General features: G+C 40.2%; 21 protein-coding genes. 9 read left to right on the top strand and 12 right to left on the bottom strand.

Annotated elements, in window-relative coordinates:
* Position 1 precedes the first annotated feature (1 nt).
* Complete coding sequence (gene nagA / locus H4075_RS00745) at positions 2-1,117, top strand: N-acetylglucosamine-6-phosphate deacetylase (RefSeq protein ID WP_182803223.1); 1,116 nt, start codon at positions 2-4, stop codon at positions 1,115-1,117.
* Between the two features lie 82 nt (positions 1,118-1,199).
* Here nagA and H4075_RS00740 read toward each other — a convergent pair whose 3' ends face one another.
* From H4075_RS00740 to H4075_RS00695, 10 genes are all read right to left on the bottom strand, one after another.
* Positions 1,200-2,024, bottom strand: a complete 825-nt coding sequence (locus H4075_RS00740) for a YoaK family protein (protein ID WP_182803221.1) — start codon at positions 2,022-2,024, stop codon at positions 1,200-1,202.
* Complete coding sequence (locus H4075_RS00735) at positions 2,005-2,478, bottom strand: hypothetical protein (protein ID WP_182803220.1); 474 nt, start codon at positions 2,476-2,478, stop codon at positions 2,005-2,007. Before H4075_RS00735 ends, H4075_RS00740 begins: the two co-directional genes overlap by 20 nt.
* Before the next feature lie 18 nt (positions 2,479-2,496).
* Positions 2,497-2,997 (bottom strand): hypothetical protein, encoded by a 501-nt coding sequence (locus H4075_RS00730; protein WP_182803218.1) that lies wholly within the window; start codon positions 2,995-2,997, stop codon positions 2,497-2,499.
* A 204-nt stretch (positions 2,998-3,201) separates the two neighbouring features.
* Positions 3,202-4,572 (bottom strand): sensor histidine kinase, encoded by a 1,371-nt coding sequence (locus H4075_RS00725; protein WP_182803216.1) that lies wholly within the window; start codon positions 4,570-4,572, stop codon positions 3,202-3,204.
* Positions 4,573-4,606: 34 nt separating this feature from the next.
* Positions 4,607-5,305 carry a response regulator transcription factor gene (locus tag H4075_RS00720; RefSeq protein ID WP_182803214.1) on the bottom strand — a complete coding sequence of 233 codons (699 nt, stop codon included), beginning with the start codon at positions 5,303-5,305 and terminating at the stop codon, positions 4,607-4,609.
* Between the two features lie 163 nt (positions 5,306-5,468).
* A complete protein-coding gene (locus H4075_RS00715; protein ID WP_182803212.1) occupies positions 5,469-5,768 on the bottom strand; it encodes a hypothetical protein in 300 nt (99 codons plus the stop codon).
* 108 nt (positions 5,769-5,876) lie between these two features.
* On the bottom strand, positions 5,877-7,379 hold the full coding sequence (locus H4075_RS00710) for a S41 family peptidase (RefSeq protein ID WP_182803210.1): 1,503 nt from the start codon (positions 7,377-7,379) through the stop codon (positions 5,877-5,879).
* A gap of 4 nt (positions 7,380-7,383) precedes the next feature.
* The gene (thiL, locus tag H4075_RS00705) at positions 7,384-8,418 is read right to left on the bottom strand and encodes a thiamine-phosphate kinase (protein ID WP_182803208.1); all 1,035 of its coding nucleotides are present in this window, start codon (positions 8,416-8,418) and stop codon (positions 7,384-7,386) included.
* A 94-nt stretch (positions 8,419-8,512) separates the two neighbouring features.
* Complete coding sequence (locus H4075_RS00700; RefSeq protein ID WP_182803206.1) at positions 8,513-8,872, bottom strand: four helix bundle protein; 360 nt, start codon at positions 8,870-8,872, stop codon at positions 8,513-8,515.
* A gap of 74 nt (positions 8,873-8,946) precedes the next feature.
* The gene (locus H4075_RS00695; RefSeq protein WP_182803204.1) at positions 8,947-9,726 is read right to left on the bottom strand and encodes an inositol monophosphatase family protein; all 780 of its coding nucleotides are present in this window, start codon (positions 9,724-9,726) and stop codon (positions 8,947-8,949) included.
* A 72-nt stretch (positions 9,727-9,798) separates the two neighbouring features.
* Here H4075_RS00695 and H4075_RS00690 point away from each other — a divergent pair, with 72 nt between their 5' ends.
* The 5 genes from H4075_RS00690 (at position 9,799) to mtgA (ending at position 15,445) form a co-directional block, all read left to right on the top strand.
* Positions 9,799-11,736 (top strand): glycosyltransferase family 2 protein, encoded by a 1,938-nt coding sequence (locus H4075_RS00690; protein ID WP_182803203.1) that lies wholly within the window; start codon positions 9,799-9,801, stop codon positions 11,734-11,736.
* 40 nt (positions 11,737-11,776) lie between these two features.
* A complete protein-coding gene (locus H4075_RS00685; protein ID WP_182803201.1) occupies positions 11,777-13,303 on the top strand; it encodes a GH3 family domain-containing protein in 1,527 nt (508 codons plus the stop codon).
* 153 nt (positions 13,304-13,456) lie between these two features.
* Complete coding sequence (locus H4075_RS00680; RefSeq protein WP_182803199.1) at positions 13,457-14,086, top strand: LysE family translocator; 630 nt, start codon at positions 13,457-13,459, stop codon at positions 14,084-14,086.
* Positions 14,087-14,144: 58 nt separating this feature from the next.
* Positions 14,145-14,663, top strand: coding sequence for a hypothetical protein (locus tag H4075_RS00675; RefSeq protein ID WP_182803197.1), 519 nt, complete (start codon positions 14,145-14,147; stop codon positions 14,661-14,663).
* Between the two features lie 14 nt (positions 14,664-14,677).
* Positions 14,678-15,445, top strand: a complete 768-nt coding sequence (mtgA, locus tag H4075_RS00670; RefSeq protein ID WP_182803195.1) for a monofunctional biosynthetic peptidoglycan transglycosylase — start codon at positions 14,678-14,680, stop codon at positions 15,443-15,445.
* Here mtgA and H4075_RS00665 read toward each other — a convergent pair.
* Together H4075_RS00665 and pnuC are read right to left on the bottom strand one after the other, a co-directional pair.
* Complete coding sequence (locus tag H4075_RS00665; protein WP_182803193.1) at positions 15,434-15,973, bottom strand: AAA family ATPase; 540 nt, start codon at positions 15,971-15,973, stop codon at positions 15,434-15,436. The genes mtgA and H4075_RS00665 overlap by 12 nt on opposite strands.
* A 49-nt stretch (positions 15,974-16,022) precedes the next feature.
* The gene (gene pnuC, locus H4075_RS00660; RefSeq protein ID WP_182803191.1) at positions 16,023-16,643 is read right to left on the bottom strand and encodes a nicotinamide riboside transporter PnuC; all 621 of its coding nucleotides are present in this window, start codon (positions 16,641-16,643) and stop codon (positions 16,023-16,025) included.
* Between the two features lie 75 nt (positions 16,644-16,718).
* Here pnuC and H4075_RS00655 point away from each other — a divergent pair, with 75 nt between their 5' ends.
* The 3 genes from H4075_RS00655 to H4075_RS00645 all read left to right on the top strand — a co-directional run bounded on the left by H4075_RS00655 (position 16,719) and on the right by H4075_RS00645 (position 18,750).
* Positions 16,719-17,834 carry a saccharopine dehydrogenase family protein gene (locus H4075_RS00655; protein WP_182803189.1) on the top strand — a complete coding sequence of 372 codons (1,116 nt, stop codon included), beginning with the start codon at positions 16,719-16,721 and terminating at the stop codon, positions 17,832-17,834.
* A gap of 74 nt (positions 17,835-17,908) precedes the next feature.
* Positions 17,909-18,328, top strand: coding sequence for an OsmC family protein (locus tag H4075_RS00650; RefSeq protein WP_182803187.1), 420 nt, complete (start codon positions 17,909-17,911; stop codon positions 18,326-18,328).
* A 62-nt stretch (positions 18,329-18,390) separates the two neighbouring features.
* Positions 18,391-18,750, top strand: coding sequence for a cupin domain-containing protein (locus H4075_RS00645; RefSeq protein ID WP_182803186.1), 360 nt, complete (start codon positions 18,391-18,393; stop codon positions 18,748-18,750).
* Positions 18,751-18,757 lie beyond the last annotated feature (7 nt).

Here is an 18,757-nt window from a genome sequence, read left to right as displayed (position 1 = left end):
CATGCTTGCATTTTACAACGGAACAGTTTTTACAGGTGATCGTTTTATAAACGGTCACGCTGTATTGGTGAATAATGGAGTGATCGAATCTATATTGCCTGCTGCTGATATTTCTGCAGATATAGATCGTTATGATCTTCAGGGCAATTTATTAGTTCCGGCGTTTATTGATCTGCAATTATACGGCGGCAATGGCCTGCTGTTTTCCGAAGCGCTGAATGAAGAAGCTATACTTGCTACGGATGCCTATTGTGTAAGCGGAGGATGTACACGCTTCCTGTTAACAATGGCTACAAATGGCATCGATATTTTTTTGAATGGCATTGATGTTGCAAAAACATTCCTGCAACAAAATCCAAATAGTGGCTTGTTGGGGTTACACCTTGAAGGGCCGTATATCAATCCCTTAAAACGTGGGGCGCATTTATCAGAGTACATTAAACAACCAACACTTGACGAAGTAAAGTTATTGCTTGATAAAAGCGAAGGCATTGTAAAGATGATGACACTTGCACCTGAGCAATGCAGTGATCAAATAATTCAACTTCTGCTTGATAATAGTGTAATTGTTTCCGCCGGTCATAGTAATGCAACTTATGAACAGGCAATTGCCGGTTTCAACAAAGGCATTACAACAGCAACGCATTTATTCAATGCTATGTCGCCGTTGCAAGGAAGAGAGTTAGGAATGGTTGGTGCCATCTATGATCATGCAACCGCACACAGCAGTATCGTTTGCGATGGATTTCATACTTCGTTTGCAGCAGTACGCATCAGCAAAAAAATGATGCAGGAGCGTTTATTCCTGATCACTGATGCAGTAGCTGAAACAAATGAAGGTGCCTATCAACACTTGTTAAAAGATGATCGTTATGTTTTACCCGATGGAACACTGTCTGGCTCTGCACTTACCATGATAAAAGCAGTGAACAATTGCGTGAATAAGGCAGGTATTGAATTTGATGAAGCGTTGCGGATGGCTTCGCTATATCCTTCGAGAGTGGCACAGCTGCAAGGATTCGGTAAAATTGAAGAAGGATTTAAAGCTGATCTTGTTATTCTTTCTAATGACGGTTTGTTGAAACAGGTTTACCGGAATAACATGTTTCTTTTATGACAATCATCGCTACTTACAGAATAAAAGATGGACTACGGCAGGAATACCGCAGTCCCAATCAACATGAGTACCCTTGCTACATTCAATAGGCGGGTACTTCTTCTTGAGTTCGTTTCTTTTTTTGTTCCGGTATGTTTGGAAGTTGCTTTGCTATTGTTTCCAATTGTATCGCTTGTGTTTTTGTCCGTTTATTGCTGAGGTAGCGAAAAAGTTTCAACTTGTAGAAGTCGTAAAAGATCACTACCACCAAAAACAAACTCACTGCATAAAACAAACGGAAGCCCATATGCATATAAGTAATACCCGACACAACTGCGCCGGCAAGGTATGCAGCGGCAATGGATAATAACAAAATCGCTTTCCCTTTCAACTCATTGTTCTTTCGGTGTTCTTTGTGCGTAAACATCGAAAACAAAATACCGAGGTCTGTTGTAACACCCGTTAAATGTGTTGTCTTCACAGCAAAGTTTGAAATACTTGCTGTCAGTCCATTCTGCAAACCCATTGCAAACAACATCAGCGCTAACATTGCTTCTGTTTCAACAAGTGTTTCTTTATAAAAAAACTGACCGTAAATACCCACTGCAACAAGGCAGATGATCTCGAGCACAATTGGTAGTGCATGTGCTACATAGGTGTTCTTCTTATTCATATGTATCACAAACATGTTCGATACAAACCCGCCAAAGAAGAACAGAAAGATCCAGCCAAGCACAACAGCGGCCTGGTACAAATTTCCTTTCACCAGTTCTGCCGCAAGAATGGCGTAGTGCCCTGTTACATTTGAACTGAAAGAAAAGAATAATAAGAGCGATGCAATATTGACCATGCCCGCTGAAAATGCAGTGAGCACGCCAAGTTTCACATTATCGCCCAATGTTCTGCTGTTACTGTATTTTCTGAGCATAGGTTTCTGATTTTTCCCGTTCAAAAATTAATTGTGAAATCCCTCTTGCCTGCACATCCGACTCTGCATTGAGCACCATTTTGTTTTTATCCAAAACAGTTAACTGATAATTTTCAATTCTATCGTTACCATATTGAATCTGCAGCACATGCCCTCGTCCTTTAATACGCCAGGTTAAGAGTTCCTGCTGTCCGGCAATCTTTAACCGTAAATAGCCGCCAGGTAAAAACTCCCAATCCTCTGCTTTATGAAAAGAAAACTCAGGCTGTGTTGCTTTGGCTTTACTCGCTGCAGCGATATCGGCAGCAAAGGCAATTCCTTTCTCAAATTTCCAATCGGTTTCTTTCCACTTGCCAAGGATCACTTTTTCAGGACTTGTTGATGCATTGAACAATAAGAAAAGTCCAAGGATGCCAAACAGAAACACAACACTATAAGTGATCCATAATTTCATAGTTGTATTATTTGCTGTTCAACTGACAGATACACGGTTAAAAAACAGTTCAGCCACTTCCCCTTTTTCAGGCATTGGCACATCAACTGCCGAACCAATTGTTTGAATAGGTAGTTTGCTTGCTTTGATATAAGGAAGCAGATCAAAACTATTTTTGCTATTGAATCTTGGGTTATAAAGGATAGGTATACAAACTTCATCAATACGGTTAGCTTCGGCATAATTATTAAATGCTGCCTGTGTAAAACCACTAAACACATCTTTGCGTATGCTGCGGATCTGCGAAGCGTATTTATTTTTTAATACATGACAACCTTCATTAAATTCTTTGCTGGTTAATTCTTCCAGCATGCGTGATTTAGAACAAAAAAGCAAACTCGTAATAGAATCTGTTTGATGTAATCCATGCAGCAGAATAATGTTCAGCTTTACATCTGCGGGTTGCTCGTTCAAATAATTTTTTACAATGTTCAATGATGCAATGCTGAAGTCAGTTGGTATCAATACTGTTTTTTCCATAGCTATTTTGTTTTGCGTTTAGATTGCAAATTTGCTGTTGGAACATTAAAACGACTTTAAGCTGCTATTAGAATATTGTTAGAATGACAGGGCGGATATTAAAATGAGATTAAAAAGAACGCACAGTTTTTTAACTGTTTAATAAACAGAAATAAGTGATGGAAGAATAGCTAAACAGTCTTTTTTGATTTTAATAATTGCGGATCAGTCGAACCGGCCAATGGGAAGATTGATTTGCACTGTAGTACCTTGCCCTACAATAGAAGACACAAGTATTTCTCCATTGTGCAAACGAATGATGTTACGTGTAAGCGGTAAGCCAATGCCGTAACCTTCATACTTTAATGTATTGGAAGCCCGGAAAAAAGGATCATAAATGTACTTCAGCTCTTTATCGGGAATGCCGATACCATGATCCTTTACAATCACAAATACGTTCTGATCAGATGCACCGATAGATACATGTACCACATTGTTGTTACTGTATTTGCAGGCATTGCTGATGATATTGCTTAAAGCAAGATGAAGTAATTGTTCATTACCTTTTACTTTCAACTTTATTGGATTCTCAGGCAGCAGACTCATGTCAATGTGGATGCGACTGTCGGTATTTATTTTTTCTATCGTTTCTTTTACATCCCACAGCAACTGATCGATACGAAGCTTGTCGAACTTTTGGTTTTTACCATTGAACCCTGTTTGGGCCAGGAAGAGCAGCGCCTTTGTTTTACGGTCAAGTGTTTCTGCTTCGTCTAAGATCACTTTAATGGTTTCAATATACTCATCGATCGTTCGGATCTTTGACAAGGTAACATCGGCTTCACCAATGATCGCTGTTAATGGTGTACGCAGTTCGTGCGATGCATTACTGATAAAATTATTCTGTGTTTCAAACGATGTTTCAATTCTATCGAGCATGTTGTTGAACGTACGTGTAAGATCAGTCAGCTCGTCGTTATTCATATTGTTATCCAAACGGAGATGAAGATTTTCAGAACTGATCTCTTTTACACGATCGGTTATTTTACGCAGAGGTCTGAAAACAAAACGGGAAAAATACAAAGCGATCAATGCCGAAAAAAGGAAGGCTGCTACAATAGCAAAGATGAGTGTACGACGCAGATAGGCAGAGTGATGTAATTCAAAATAGTTTTGGGCCGATGCAATCACTACATATTCACCCTGCTTACTTTTATAGCGAATACCTTTATAAAACATGCTGTTTTTGTTGTATTCGCTTCCTCCTTTTTTTATGATCTCATTGAAGAATGAAATTGGCAGGCCAAGTTCTTCAGATTCGTTTTTGAATGACTCGCCCGGAGAGATGCGGTAGTAACGGTCTTTCTCCAGCGGCAGTTTTTCAAAAAACTCATTGCGCAGTGCTACCATTTCCTGTGAACTTCCTTGCTGGTCGAGCTCAATTTTCGCAGCAGTAACTGCACGTATTTCAAGCAGCTTATAAAAATCTTCGTACGAATATTTAGAAACAGAGAGGTACACAAAACCGCTGAATAAAAGAATAATGCTTAAAAAAGCACTTAATAATATCAGCATTGTTTTGATCTGTATTTTCATTTTCGTCTGATACCTTATGTGTAGGTAGATTTAATTACCCGTTATCTTTTAATACATAGCCCATACCTATAACAGTATGGATCAGTTTTTGATCTGCAAAAGCATCAATTTTCTTACGCAGATAGTTTACATAAACATCCACTACGTTTGTACCAATGTCAAAGTTCACACCCCATACTTCTTCAAGTATGTCGGTACGGGACAGCACTTTGTTTTTATTTTTTATGAAATAGAGCAGCAGCTTGTATTCAGTGCTGGTAAGTGAAACGGGTTTAGTATCCCGTACCACTTCTTTGCTGTAGTCGTTCACCTCAAGGTCGGCAAATCTGTAAACGTGTTCTTGTTGAATTTCCGGAATAGCTCCACCGGCTTCTGTACGGCGCAGAAGTGTGCGGATGCGTGCAAGCAACTCAATAAACTTAAACGGTTTCACCAGGTAATCATCTGCACCTGTCTCCAGGCCCAATACAATATTCTCAGAAGTGCCAAGAGCAGTTAAAAATAATACCGGAATATTATTGTTCACCTTGCGAACATCCTTACATACTTCCAGACCGTTTTTGTCGGGCAACATAATGTCCAGTATAATAAGATCGAAGTGGTTGTCATAAAAAAGCTGCAATCCGGTATTGCCGTCAAAAGCCACGGTCACATCAAAGCCCTCTTCTGTAAGTCCTTTTTTAATAAAAGACACCACATGCATTTCATCTTCAACAAGCAGAATCTTTTTCATACACAATGGTTCACCAAAGCCTTTATTGGCTGCAGCAATGTGCAAAAATATCCTGAAACAAGTTAAACAAGATTAAAAACAGATTAGAAGTCCGGGCATACGCACCCTGACTTTACAAAAAAAGAGTGGTTAACTGGAAGAAGAACACATGTAACAATTATAATCAACGCTTGTGAATACTTTTAATGCTGTACACATCCAACGGTTCTGCACAAAAGCATTGATATTTTTCATCAGTTTTCAACAAACAGGCCGATACGGCCAAATCATCGACTTGGTAAGTTGAACTGAGATTTTTCAGCTTCACCGGTTTTGTAAATTCCTCAGACTCGAGGTACCATCCCAACCCATCAGCTGCAGGTTCGCCACCCCATTGAATGGTTCCCTCAATACAATTTGCTTCTTTGGTGCAGGAAGTAAAAACAAAAGCGAGCGCGATCAATGCAAGAAAAAGATGTTTCATGTAGTTCATTATTAACGTAAAAAATTTACCACATTGTATCAGCCATAAACTATTCTGTTTTACGGCAACAATTGTGCGAGTCATCTCTTACTCATTCTGACAGGTGTACTAACCTTTCCGTTGCATGATGAGCTGAATTGCTTTCTCCATTTTCGGATCACGATTTTGCCGGATGCTTTCTGCACTGGCTTTCGCTTCTACATCGGGCAACACACCGTGCCCGTCTTTGGGGTAATTTTTATTATTTACAATGCGGTATAGGGGTAACCGCACCCGAAGTTTACTGTTCGGCAAGATCATTTCGGGAATAAACACACCGTTGTTGCCATAATAACCACCACCTGTTTCTTCACCAACAATAGTTACATTCTCCTGTCCTTTTACAACAGCTGCAAACAAGGTGGTGGCAGAAAATGAAAAACCACCGGTGAGCAGGTACACGTGCCCGTTATAACGCTGTGGCAACGGTTCGTATATACGGTTGTTGAAAAACCTGAACCTGTACATCCCCTCTTGTTGCTTTCGGTTTAAAAAGAACAATCCAAGATTATAAATAAACCTTCGGCTCACTTTTGCATCGCTGCGTAGTTTGCGCTGAACCGAATAAATTGAATCAGTAAAAACAAATGGTTCGTTACTGATGAAGCGTGTGAGGTATAATGATTTTTTGATAAGACCTCCACCATTGTTTCTTACATCAATCACCAGGTTCTGAATGTTTTTCTTCTCTAACTGTTTGAATGCCTTCTTCAGGAAATGTTTTTGCAATGCCGGGCCAAAACTGCTGATGCGCAATGTTGCAAATTTCTTTGATGAATCAATACTGAATGAACGGGTGCGTTGTAAGCGTTGCTGTCTTTCTGAAATTTCCGGTTGTGGCGGCGGTGGAGATTGCGGTGTGATGGAAACCGGTCGGCGCCTCGTCGTATCTCTTGCAGGATCAAATAAAGGAAGCACGGTTCGTTTCACTTCACCCCTTGTATTAAGGTAGTTGATGGTGTAATTCTTTTGCAAACCAAAGCGTATGTTGTAATACGTGGTGAAGTTGTTACTGATGTTCTGGTAGCTGAAGTTTTTAGCGTTTCCATCAATGGATACAAGCGGTAGAAGTGAATCAATCACCTGTCTCGCTGTTAATCCATTGATGGAAAGAATGGGTGTTCCTGTTCTGATCAATGAATCACGACGGTTAAGATTAGCTGTTACTACCAATGTTGAATCGTCCACCACTTTTGCGACAAATGGAAAAGTAGGTAATCGTTTACCGGCAATGAATTGATTATATTTTTTGGAAAACCGCACACTGGTATGCCCGCAACGAATTGGGAAAATAGTTTCTGCAATTACATTCCTGAACTGTACTTCATTCATCGAATCAGTAAGCTTTTCATATGCCCGTTGAAATGAAGCATCCACTTCTTCTTTTGAATTATACCAGTAAAGTGAAGGATGATTCTTTTTGAAGGTTTCTTCCATCACCTGCACATCTTCTTTCAATTGTTCCGGACTGTACTTGCGTTCAGCCGTATAAGCAACACTTCCTGTTGCAGAACAGGAACTCAGTGCATACAGCAACACGACTGCAATTATAAAAAAGATGTTTTTCTTCATTCGATTATTTTCCAAATGCATTCCAGCCCTGGGCAGTCAATTGATGTTTATTGCCACCTCTTGTTATGATGTGCGCACCTTCTGCTGCTGCTGTAATATGACCAACGATCCTGATGCCGTTCACATCTTTTATCTTATCATAATCTGCTTGTGCAATTGTAAAGACCAGTTCATAATCTTCACCACCACTCAAGGCACAGGCAGTTGGATCCAGTTCTAATTTATACGCAAATTCTTTTGCATCCGGATGCACAGGCATTTTGTCTTCATAGATCAATGCACCCACTTCGCTTTGTTTGCAGATGTGCAATATCTCACTGCTGAGTCCATCGCTGATATCCATCATTGCTGTTGGTACAATTTTTTCCTTCTCCAAAAAGTCGATAATATCTTTTCTTGCTTCAGGTTTTAATAAACGGCCAACGATATAATCCCTGTTCTCAAGATCGGGCTGCACACCTTTTGTTTCAAGGAAAATTTTCTTTTCTCTTTCGAGTAATAACAGACCGAGATAAGCACCACCAAGATAACCTGTCACACAAATCAGATCGTTTGGTTTAGCCGTGCTGCGTTTTACAAATTTATCGGGTGCCACTTCGCCAATCGCTGTTACGCTGATCACAAAACCTTTGGTGGAAGATGTAGTATCACCACCAACCAAATCAACACCATATTCTTCGCAAGCTACATACACGCCATCATAAAACTCTTCTAACGCTTCAAGACTGAAACGATTGCTTACCGCCAGGCTTAATGTGATCTGCGTGGGAGTGGCATTCATGGCGTAGATGTCGCTCACATTCACCACCACACTTTTATAGCCCAGATGTTTGAGTGGTGTGTACATCAGATCAAAATGTACACCCTCGATCAGCAAGTCAGTTGTAACAACAGTTTGTTTTCCGAAATGGTCGATCACTGCGGCGTCATCGCCCACACCAAGAATAGTTGATGCGTTCTGATGCTCAATATTTTTTGTAAGATGTTCAATTAAACCAAACTCTCCGAGAGAGGATAGTTCTGTACGTTCTTCACTCATAAAAAAACTATTTACGAAATACGAGGTACGAAGTACACAGGTGCAATAGTAAAATTTAATGTTGCATTCTGGGTATGTAACCCGTAAAACTGATTTATTGCTGTTTATTTAATTTTTCTCTTGTAGTAATAATCGATGCCACAAGAATTTTTAATAATTCATTTGCTTCTCTGATCAACTTCTCAATCTTTTCGACAAACCCGGCATTAAATTCCTTCAGTAATTCGAGAAAATAAATGCTTTCGTCCGCCTCCTCTTCACATATCTTCAGCTTGTTCAAAAAATCAGCATCTGATTTTCCTCTTCTTGCTGCCCTGTAATTAGCGCCAACCGAAGAAGAACTTCTTACCAGTTGTGCACCGTATGATTTATTAATCACATTAAAAGGAAGTTCCATAATCAACCTTCCCACTTCAACTGAAAATTGGAAAGTTCGAAGTTTCATGTCTTGCATAGATCATCTTTTTATGGTTAATTTAATCAAGATGCTATTAACTGCGTACTTCTAACTTCGTACCTCGTACCTTCTTACAGCTTTTTCCTGTCATTAATTACTTCCACCAAATCATCATGAATCTTTCCATTAGTTGCAACAATATGCGGTTGATAAGGTGAATAATGCTCACCTTTAAAATCGGTGACCTTGCCGCCTGCTTCTTCCACTAATAAAAAACCTGCCGCACTGTCCCATGCATTTAATTTGTGCTCATAAAATCCATCGAAGCGACCTGCAGCTACCCAACAAAGATCAATGGCTGCACTACCTAAACGACGAACGGGTATACCCTTACGGATAAAACGTTCAAACACCTGCAACGGACCATTCGGCATATCTAAATATGTATAAGGAAACCCGGTAACCATACATGCCTTAATCAATTCACTCTGTTCACTCACATGAATTTGCTTGTCGTTGAGATAAGCGCCTTGTCCACGTTCTGCAAAAAAGAATTCATTCATCAGCGGATTATACACTGCTCCCATAATCATTTTCCCGTCTTTCTCAATGCCGATACTTACACAGCAAATTGGAATACCGTTTGCAAAATTCACTGTACCGTCAATCGGGTCGATGATCCATTTGTAATTTGAATCCTGCGCCATCTCACCTGCTTCTTCACTCAAAATATAATGATCAGGAAACTCTTTCTTTATGACTTCAAAAATGGCTTTCTCCGCTGCATGATCAGCTTCAGTTACAAGATTGTTTACGCCTTCCTTGTTATGAACGATAAAATCACCATGAAAAAAATGCGTCAGTTGTTCTGCGCCTGCCTTGGTAGCAGCAATTAGGGTTTGTTTAAGCATGCGCAAAGATAACCCCGCAACACAGATTTGAGATTGCAGATTTAAGATTTTAGATTTGAGCTTTTACAGCCTATGCAGCTTTCGGTTATCATTGTCAACTACAACGTAAAATATTTCCTGGAGCAATGCCTGCTTTCGGTGCAAAAAGCCGTTGGGGGGATTGATGCAGAAGTATTTGTGGTTGATAATGCATCGTCTGACGGTAGTCGTGAGTACCTCGAACCAAAGTTCACGAACATTCATTTTGCATGGAATAAAGAGAATATTGGGTTCGGTAAAGCCTGTAACCAGGCACTTAAACAGGCAAGTGGCAATTTTGTACTGTTCCTGAACCCCGATACTGTTGTTCCCGAAGATTGTTTTACTGCCTGCTTCAGTTTTTTTCAGCAAATACCGGATGCTGGTGCAATCGGCATCCGCATGCTTGATGGCAGCGGAAAGTTTTTGCCTGAAAGTAAACGTTCATTTCCATCGCCAATTACTTCTTTTTATAAGCTGAGCGGCTTATCATCCCTGTTTCCGAAATCAAAAACCTTTGGCCGTTATCATTTGGGCTATCTCGATCAACACAAAAATCATGAAGTGGACGTGTTGGCAGGTGCTTTTATGATGATACGAAAAGAAGTACTTGCTAAAACAGGTGGGTTCGATGAAAGTTTCTTTATGTATGGTGAAGATGTGGACCTGAGTTACCGGATACAAAAGGCAGGATATAAAAATTATTACTTCAGCGATCGTTCCATCCTTCACTTCAAGGGCGAAAGCACCAAAAAATCATCTGTGAATTATGTGCGGATGTTTTACGATGCCATGAGTCTTTTTGTACGCAAACATTACTCATCGTCCCGTGCAGGTGTTTTCAGTTCACTGATCAATGCGGCTATCTGGGTAAGAGCATTGATGAGTTTGATGAAACGTTTTATACAGCGTGTTGGTTTACTCTTACTGGATGCTGTACTCATCTTCCTGAGTTATATGCTTGCAAAATTTGTATGGACAAGCTATATACGACCGGAGATCGTTTACATGAATAAATTATTGTGGATCTCGTTTGTTGTTTTCTCCTTCCTGTTTTTGCTGGTGAGCTATTATACAGGTTTATACGAGCAAAAGTTCCGATACAAAAATCTGTGGCAATCATCCTTCGTTTCCATTCTTATTATACTGGCTGTTTATTCATTGTTGCCGGAGGAATACCGTTTTTCAAGAGGTCTTGTATTACTTGGTGCAATGTTCAGCTATCTGTTTCTGTATTTGTGGCGTAGGTTATTATTATATGCCGATATACTGGAGAAAGCCATTGATGAGGATGATTATTTTTCGTTAGTGGCAGGTACCGAGGCAGATCTGATAAAAATAAACAACCTCTTACATCATCATGGGCGCAGCCAAACCATCCAGGGATTTGTAAGTCCGTTGAACGAACCTAAATCGCTTGGTCGTTTAGATGAGCTGCAACAACTTTTGCAAAACACACCGGCTAATGAACTCATCTTATGCCAGAGCAAAGACCTTTCTTTTGCACAGATCATTACTTTATACGAGCAAACAGGCAAAAAAGTAAAACTGCGTTTACATGCGTTGGGTAGTGAAAGTATTATCGGCAGCGATTCAAAAAATGAAGCAGGCGAAGTATTGCATCAGGAAAAAATGCAGTTGAGTGAAGAAGTGAACCTTCGTTTGAAACGTTTGATCGATGTGAGTACATCAGCCCTCTTTTTACTCAGCTTTCCGTTTCATTTTATATTCAACAGGCATGGTCTTGGGTTACTGCAACACAGTATTTCGGTTATCACCGGCCGTAAAACATGGGTCGGGTTTTCAACTTCACGTAAACACCTGCCTTCAATACCAACATCTGTATTAGGGCCTGCGGGACAACCACATCACTTATCACACCTGAAAGAAGAAGGACTTTTATTGGCTGATGAATGGTATGCCCGGGAATATGAACCCGTTTACGATCTCACAACCATCTTTGCGAATTATCAAAAATTAGGCAGTAAGTAAGGCCTCGAGTTATTACATTTGTCAACACTGAACGGTAAGCATGTCATTAATTGAAATCAATCTCCCCAAGTCAATCAGCAAGGCGCTCAATTTGCCGGTCAATTCACCAAAACGCCAGCAAATCAAAGTGCTCAAAAAGCTGTTGAAAAAAGCGAAGCATACCGAATTTGGTCAGCAATATCATTTCGACGAAGTACTCAATAGCCGTCACCCCGGAAAACGTTTCCAGGAATTAGTGCCGGTTCATGATTATAATAAGATCTACAAAGATTGGTGGCATAAAACGCTGGAAGGTAATACCGATGTATGTTGGCCGGGCAAGATCAAATATTTTGCGCTCAGCTCCGGCACAAGTGAAGCTGCCAGCAAATACATTCCGATCACCAACGATCTCATGAAGGGCAACCGTATTGCCATGATCAAGCAGTTGATTTCTTTGCGTACTTATGAAAACTTACCGGTTCGTAGCTTGGGAAAAGGCTGGCTCATGTTGGGCGGCAGTACCGATCTGCAAAAAGGTCCGGGTTATTATGCAGGAGATCTCAGCGGTATTACGGCTAAAAAAATGCCTTTCTGGTTCAGCCCTTTTTACAAACCGGGTAAGAAAATCGCCAAAACAAAAGACTGGAACATTAAGCTCGATTATATTGTAAACGAAGCGCCCAACTGGGATATTGGTTTTGTGGTGGGTGTACCTGCATGGATACAGATGTGCATGGAAATGATCATTGAACGTTACCAGCTCAAGAATATCCATGAAATATGGCCCAACCTGGCCTTCTTTGTACATGGTGGCGTATCATTTGAACCATACAAGCACGGCTTTGAAAAACTCTTAGGCAAACCGCTTATTTATATTGAAACCTATTTGGCAAGCGAAGGATTTATTGCTTACCAAAGCAGACAGGATGCGGTGGGTATGCGTTTGGTCACGAACGAACACATCTTTCTTGAGTTTGTTCCGTTTGAAGATAAAAACTTTGATGCCGATGGAAATATTACAGCAAAGCCGGAAGCATTGATGATCCATGAAGTAGAAGAAGGAAAGGATTATGCATTACTGATCAGCACCAGTGCCGGCACATGGCGTTACTTAATTGGAGATACTATTCGTTTTACAGATAAAGAAAAACACGAGATTGTTATCACCGGCAGAACCAAACACTTCCTGAGTCTGGTAGGTGAACACCTGAGCGTTGATAATATGAACAAAGCCATACAGGTGGTGAGTGAAGACATGAACATTTCTATTCCTGAATATACAGTGGTGGGTGAGCCGCATGGCAATTTCTTTGCGCATCATTGGTATGTAGCCTGCGATGATCGTGTGAACACCGAAGAGTTACGTGTTGCTATTGATAATGCATTGAAAGAAATTAATGATGACTATGCAGTTGAACGTGGCAGTGCATTGAAAGACGTGTTCCTGGATATTATGCCTGAGTCAACGTTCATGGAGTTTATGAAGCTGAAGGGAAAGATCGGTGCTCAGCATAAATTTCCCCGTGTGCTGAAAGGTAAAATGCTGGCCGATTGGCAACAGTTTTTAACAACCGGTAAGTTGTAAATAATAGATTCACTCCTGCCCGACTAAAGCCATTCAGGCGGGGATAACGCTGATCAATACAGATCAAAGCGGATTTCTTATTTTTATGGCAGAACATATGTGATCATTTGTTCAATACGTTTGATCCGTGTCCCAATCAATCCATCATCAAACATGACCGAAGCAATCATCAAGGGTTTGGCGTTAGGTTTATTGCTGGCCATCAGTATGGGCCCGGTTATTTTTTCTATTATTAAACAAAGCATCAGTAATGGCCATAGAGGCGGATTGGCATTTGTGTTTGGTGTATCGGCCAGTGATCTTACGCTTGTTCTTGTCAGCAATATTTTTACCGAACTGTTTAACCGCCTGTTGAAATTTGAAAAAGTAATTGGCATTGGCGGCAGCGCTTTGCTTATCGGCATTGGTATCTATTTTCTCTTCTTCAAAAAAATGCAGCTCAACGAAATGGGCGATGGCATTGAAATGAAACGCAGTGCAGGCGATTATGTAAAGATCTTTTTTGCCGGTTATTTTATGAATACACTTAACCCGAGTGTTATTGCCTTTTGGTTTACCTGGGCCACAGCTTTCATTACCATTCCGGTGAATGAGCGTATTGCCACTTTCGCTGTTTGTCTTTCGGTTGTATTCGTTTTTGATCTGCTGAAAGTATTTCTTGCAAATAAACTGCGGAGCAGACTCACCTCCAGAACTATTACCCTTATCAATAAAGTATCGGGTTCTATTCTGATTGTATTTGGAGTTGTACTGATCATCGGTCTTTTGTTCTACAGGAAATAATTAAGCGTATCTTCTTAACATACAATTTCATTTTTCTGATGTTCTTTTGAGCTTTGTTATGAAACCAGCCATTCTTTCACTGCTGCTCCTGTTTACTTCTGTTGCCAATGCACAATTCAATGAGTTGGTGTTGCGCAAAAACGGAATTGCTAAAAAACGATATGCTGAAGGTGCTACTATCACGCTTCAAACAAAACTTGGTTTGAGATACACGGGCACCATCTATTTAATTCAGAACGATAGTATTTATTTTCTTGGTGGTGGTATTCACAAGCGGGATGTTGCCATTGTATTTAAGAAACAAAAGAAAAAGCACCGCATTATTCCGTTTAATACGCAGGCATTTTTATACAGTAATCTTGGTATTCCTTTATTCACCGCCGGTTTGGTGATAAGCGGTGAGCCTTTTTTAAACTCCGCTATTTCGGGTGTGGCATTGGTTTACATTCCCGTGCTGTTATACAATGCACAACAGCTTATTTTCAACGGAAATAAAAAATACAGGATCGGAAATAAATATGATCTGCAGGTTCTTGATCTTTATCCATCAGAAAAACTTCCTGAAAAAAAGCAGTAACGTATATTGCAACCATGGCGGCAAAGAAATCCAATTCCTCCAACAGGACATTCCTTCAAAAAACGTTTCGTTTCCTGAAACGGTTGTTCATTGTTTTGTTTATTGCTCAGTTTGTTTACATCATTTTGCTGAAGTGGATCGATCCGCCCATTACTGTTACACAACTGGTGAGTGTAATTAAGGGCGAAGGGTTAAAGCGTGATTATATTTCTATTGAGCAAATGAGCAGCAATGCACGGCTGGCAGTTATTGCAGAAGAAGATCAGTTATTTCCTAAACATGGCGGGTTCGACTGGAAGCTGATTGAAAAAGCAATGGATCATAACGAAAAAAAACCAACACGTATTCGTGGTGCATCCACCATTTCACAGCAAACAGCCAAGAATGTTTTTTTATGGCAAGGCCGCAGCTGGTTCCGTAAAGGATTGGAAATGTACTTCACCAAAATGATCGAATGGATCTGGGGAAAGAAACGCATTCTTGAAGTTTATCTCAATGTAGTTGAGATGGGAAAAGGCGTGTATGGTATTGAAGCAGCTTCAAGAAAATTTTACAGCAAACCGGCCATACAACTTTCACGTGCTGAAGCAGCGCAAATAGCATCATCATTACGGAATCCCAAAAAGTATACTGTAAAGCCGTTGTCAAAAGCAGTGGCTATTCGTTCAGGATGGGTATTGCGGCAAATGAATAATCTGGAAGGCGATGAAGATATTCAGCAGTTGATTCGTGACGATGTGCAACCCAAAAAAGTAACGAAGAAAAAAAGATCAGCGAATTAAAGCATCTACTGCTTTTACTGCTTTATTGAAACGTTCCTCAAAATTTCCGCTTACAATTGACCATGCTGTAGTTTGTTGCTGTAACAGTTCCTTGTACACGGCAAACAGATCGTTGCGTACTTTTTGTTCGGGATATTCTCTCAATTCATCTTCCACCCAGGGAATATCGGGTTTGCAAAGAAGGTAGAGATCGTATTTCTGATGTTTCAGTTCCTGTAGTATCCATGGATCACAGGAGCCAAAAACCACTTCGCTCCATACTTTCATCACATGCATATCTGTATCAAAGAAGATTGTGTTTACTTGTTTTGCGAGTGCATCAGCTGTGTATTTTTCTGCCAGCTCGGTTTGATTTTTGGCGATCACCAATAAATCATCCGCAGTATAAGGCCGTCCCAACATCAGTAAATATTCCCGTGCATATTCAGGACACCACACAGATTGGTAGTGCTTCGCTAAACGCTCACTTAAAAAAGATTTACCTGTAGATTCCGGGCCGAGCAGAACAACTTTCTTCGGGAAATTCATAAAGGTTGCAAAGTAACGGGTGATGCAATACAAAACAAGGGTAAAACTGCTATCGTAATTTTACTCTTCTCTTCCATTCTGCCAATCCATAAAAAGCCATGATCAACAGCACAACATAAAATACACTGGTAAACACATATTGTTTCACAAAGTACAGAGGAACTGAAGCAATATTGGTAGCTATCCACCAATACCAGCTTTCTATTTTCTTCTTTGCCATCAACCACATGCCTGTAAATGCGGTGGCTGCGGCAAGGGAGTCGGCCCAGGGAATTGCACCCGGTGTAAAGTTCTGTTTAAGATAATACAACGAAATGTATAATGCAAGGTAAAAACCGGCGAAAAACAAAAGTTGATAAATAATCCAGCGGGTATTTGAATAACTGATATGCAAGATCTGTTGATGATTCTGATCTTTTTTTGCCCATAACCACCAGCCATAAATACTCATGACTGTATAGTAAAAGTTCACGGCAGCTTCTCCAAACAAGTGTCCTTTAAAACTCAGCCAGATATAAATAACGGTACTTATCAGCCCTACAGGATATACAAGAATATTTTCCTTGCGGCTATACCATACACTTGCAATACCAGAAGCCACAGCAATGTATTCAAAGACTGTTGTATGCTTCATCCCCTCTACAAACTGCTGCCAGATAGTATCGATCATATTTCAAAAATGCATTGAAATTTTCAGATTGAGCGCTAAAAAAATTTCGGGCATCTTTGCAGAAATATTTGCTGTATGACGATTGCTGTTCTTGGTGCAGGCATGGTGGGCCGTGCTATTGCACTTGATCTTTCCACCGTATTTGATGTTACATCTTTTGATATGAGTCAACAAAACCTTCAACTCTTACAACATAAATCAACAAACATAAAAACAGTTGTTGCCGATCTGCGAAACACTGTACCTTATTCCTCTTTTTTGGAACCTTTTGATATTGTTGTAACGGCCGTGCCCGGTTTTATGGGTTTTGAAACGTTGAAAGCGGTGATCGATGCAGGTAAGAATGTTGCAGATATTTCTTTCTTTCCTGAAGATGCTTTGCAATTAGATGCATTGGCAAAAGAAAAAAATGTAACCGCTATTGTTGATTGTGGTGTTGCACCGGGCATGAGTAACTGGATCATCGGCCGCTACAATGCAGAAATGAAAATAGATTCATTTGAAATTTATGTTGGTGGATTGCCATTGCATCCACAACCACCTTTCTTTTACAAAGCACCTTTCTCGCCCATTGATGTAATTGAAGAATATACCAGGCCCGCACGTTTGAAAGAAAACGGAGTGATAATAACCAAGCCTGCATTAACCGACCGCAGAATGATGCAATTTGATGGCGTAGGCACACTCGAATCATTTAATACAGACGGTTTACGTTCCTTATTATTTACCATGCCGCATATTCCCACGCAGATTGAACAAACTCTTCGTTATCCGGGACATATCGATCTCGTTATTGCACTGAAGCAAAGTGGTTTTTTCAGTGAAGAAAAAATAACGGTTGACGGAAAAGAACTGTCGCCAATGCAATTCACGTCGAAACTGTTGATCAACGAATGGAAATTGGGCGAAACAGAAGAAGAACTTACGGTTATGAAAGTTACGCTGCATGGCGAAGGAAAAACGATTGAATACAACCTGCTCGATAAATTTGATGCGGCCACACAAACTTCTTCCATGGCACGCACAACCGGTTATGCCTGCTCTGCAGCTGTTCATTTATTAGTCAACAACATGGTAACAAAGAAAGGTGTGTTTCCGCCCGAGTTGTTGGGCGATGATAAAACCTGTTTTGATTTTGTATTGAACTATTTACTTGAAAGAAATGTGAACTGGGTAAAGAAAACCTCCTGAAACTTTCATTGGCCCGGTTTGTGAAGAATACATTTTTGAATTAGATTTACCAGCTCAAATAAAAAACAAACATTATGATACGTCACGCAACAGCCGTTTGGAATGGCTCAGGTAAAGAAGGTAACGGACACCTCACTACACAAAGCACCGTTTTAACCGATACACAATATTCTTACCTCTCCCGTTTTGAAAGCGGTGTTGGTACTAATCCGGAAGAGTTAGTAGCAGCTGCACATGCCGGTTGTTTTAGTATGAAATTGAGTTTTGTATTGGGTGCTGCAGGATTTACACCTGAAAAAATAGACACCAAATGTGAGATCACTTTTATTGATGGAACATTATCTAAATCACATCTCATTGTATCGGCTTCTGTACCGGGTATTGATGATGCAAAATTCCAGGAGTGTGTGAAAGATGCTGAAGCAAATTGTCCTATTTCAAAATTATTAGGAAAAGGCTTAGAGATCAGCAGCACAGCAACTCTGGTAGCATAAATTATCATTCATTATTTACACAGCCGGTTTTCTTTTGAAGACCGGCTGTTTTACTTTTCAGTATGGAAAAAGTAAATCTTGCAGAAAATTTTAACCTGTTTACCGAACACTGGAGCCCGCAAATTGCAGGTGAGTTAAACGGACAGCATGTAAAACTGGTGAAGTTCAAAGGGCCATTCACATGGCATCATCATGATCGTGAAGATGAACTGTTTTATGTTGTGAAGGGAAGTTTTGATATGGAGTTGAGAGATAAAACGATCACCATTAACGAGGGAGAATTTATTATTATTCCAAAAGGTGTTGAACATCGGCCCAATGCAAAAGAAGAAGTGCATGTGCTGTTGTTTGAACCTGCAACTACGTTGAATACGGGTAATGTGGAAAATGAGTTTACGAAGAAAGAGTTGGGAAGGCTGTGAAGAGTTA

Source organism: Lacibacter sediminis (assembly GCF_014168535.1).
In the GTDB taxonomy this organism is placed as follows: Bacteria; Bacteroidota; Bacteroidia; order Chitinophagales; family Chitinophagaceae; genus Lacibacter; species Lacibacter sediminis.
Note: the sequence above shows the minus strand (reverse complement) of the source record. Positions and strands in the feature narration are given on the sequence as shown.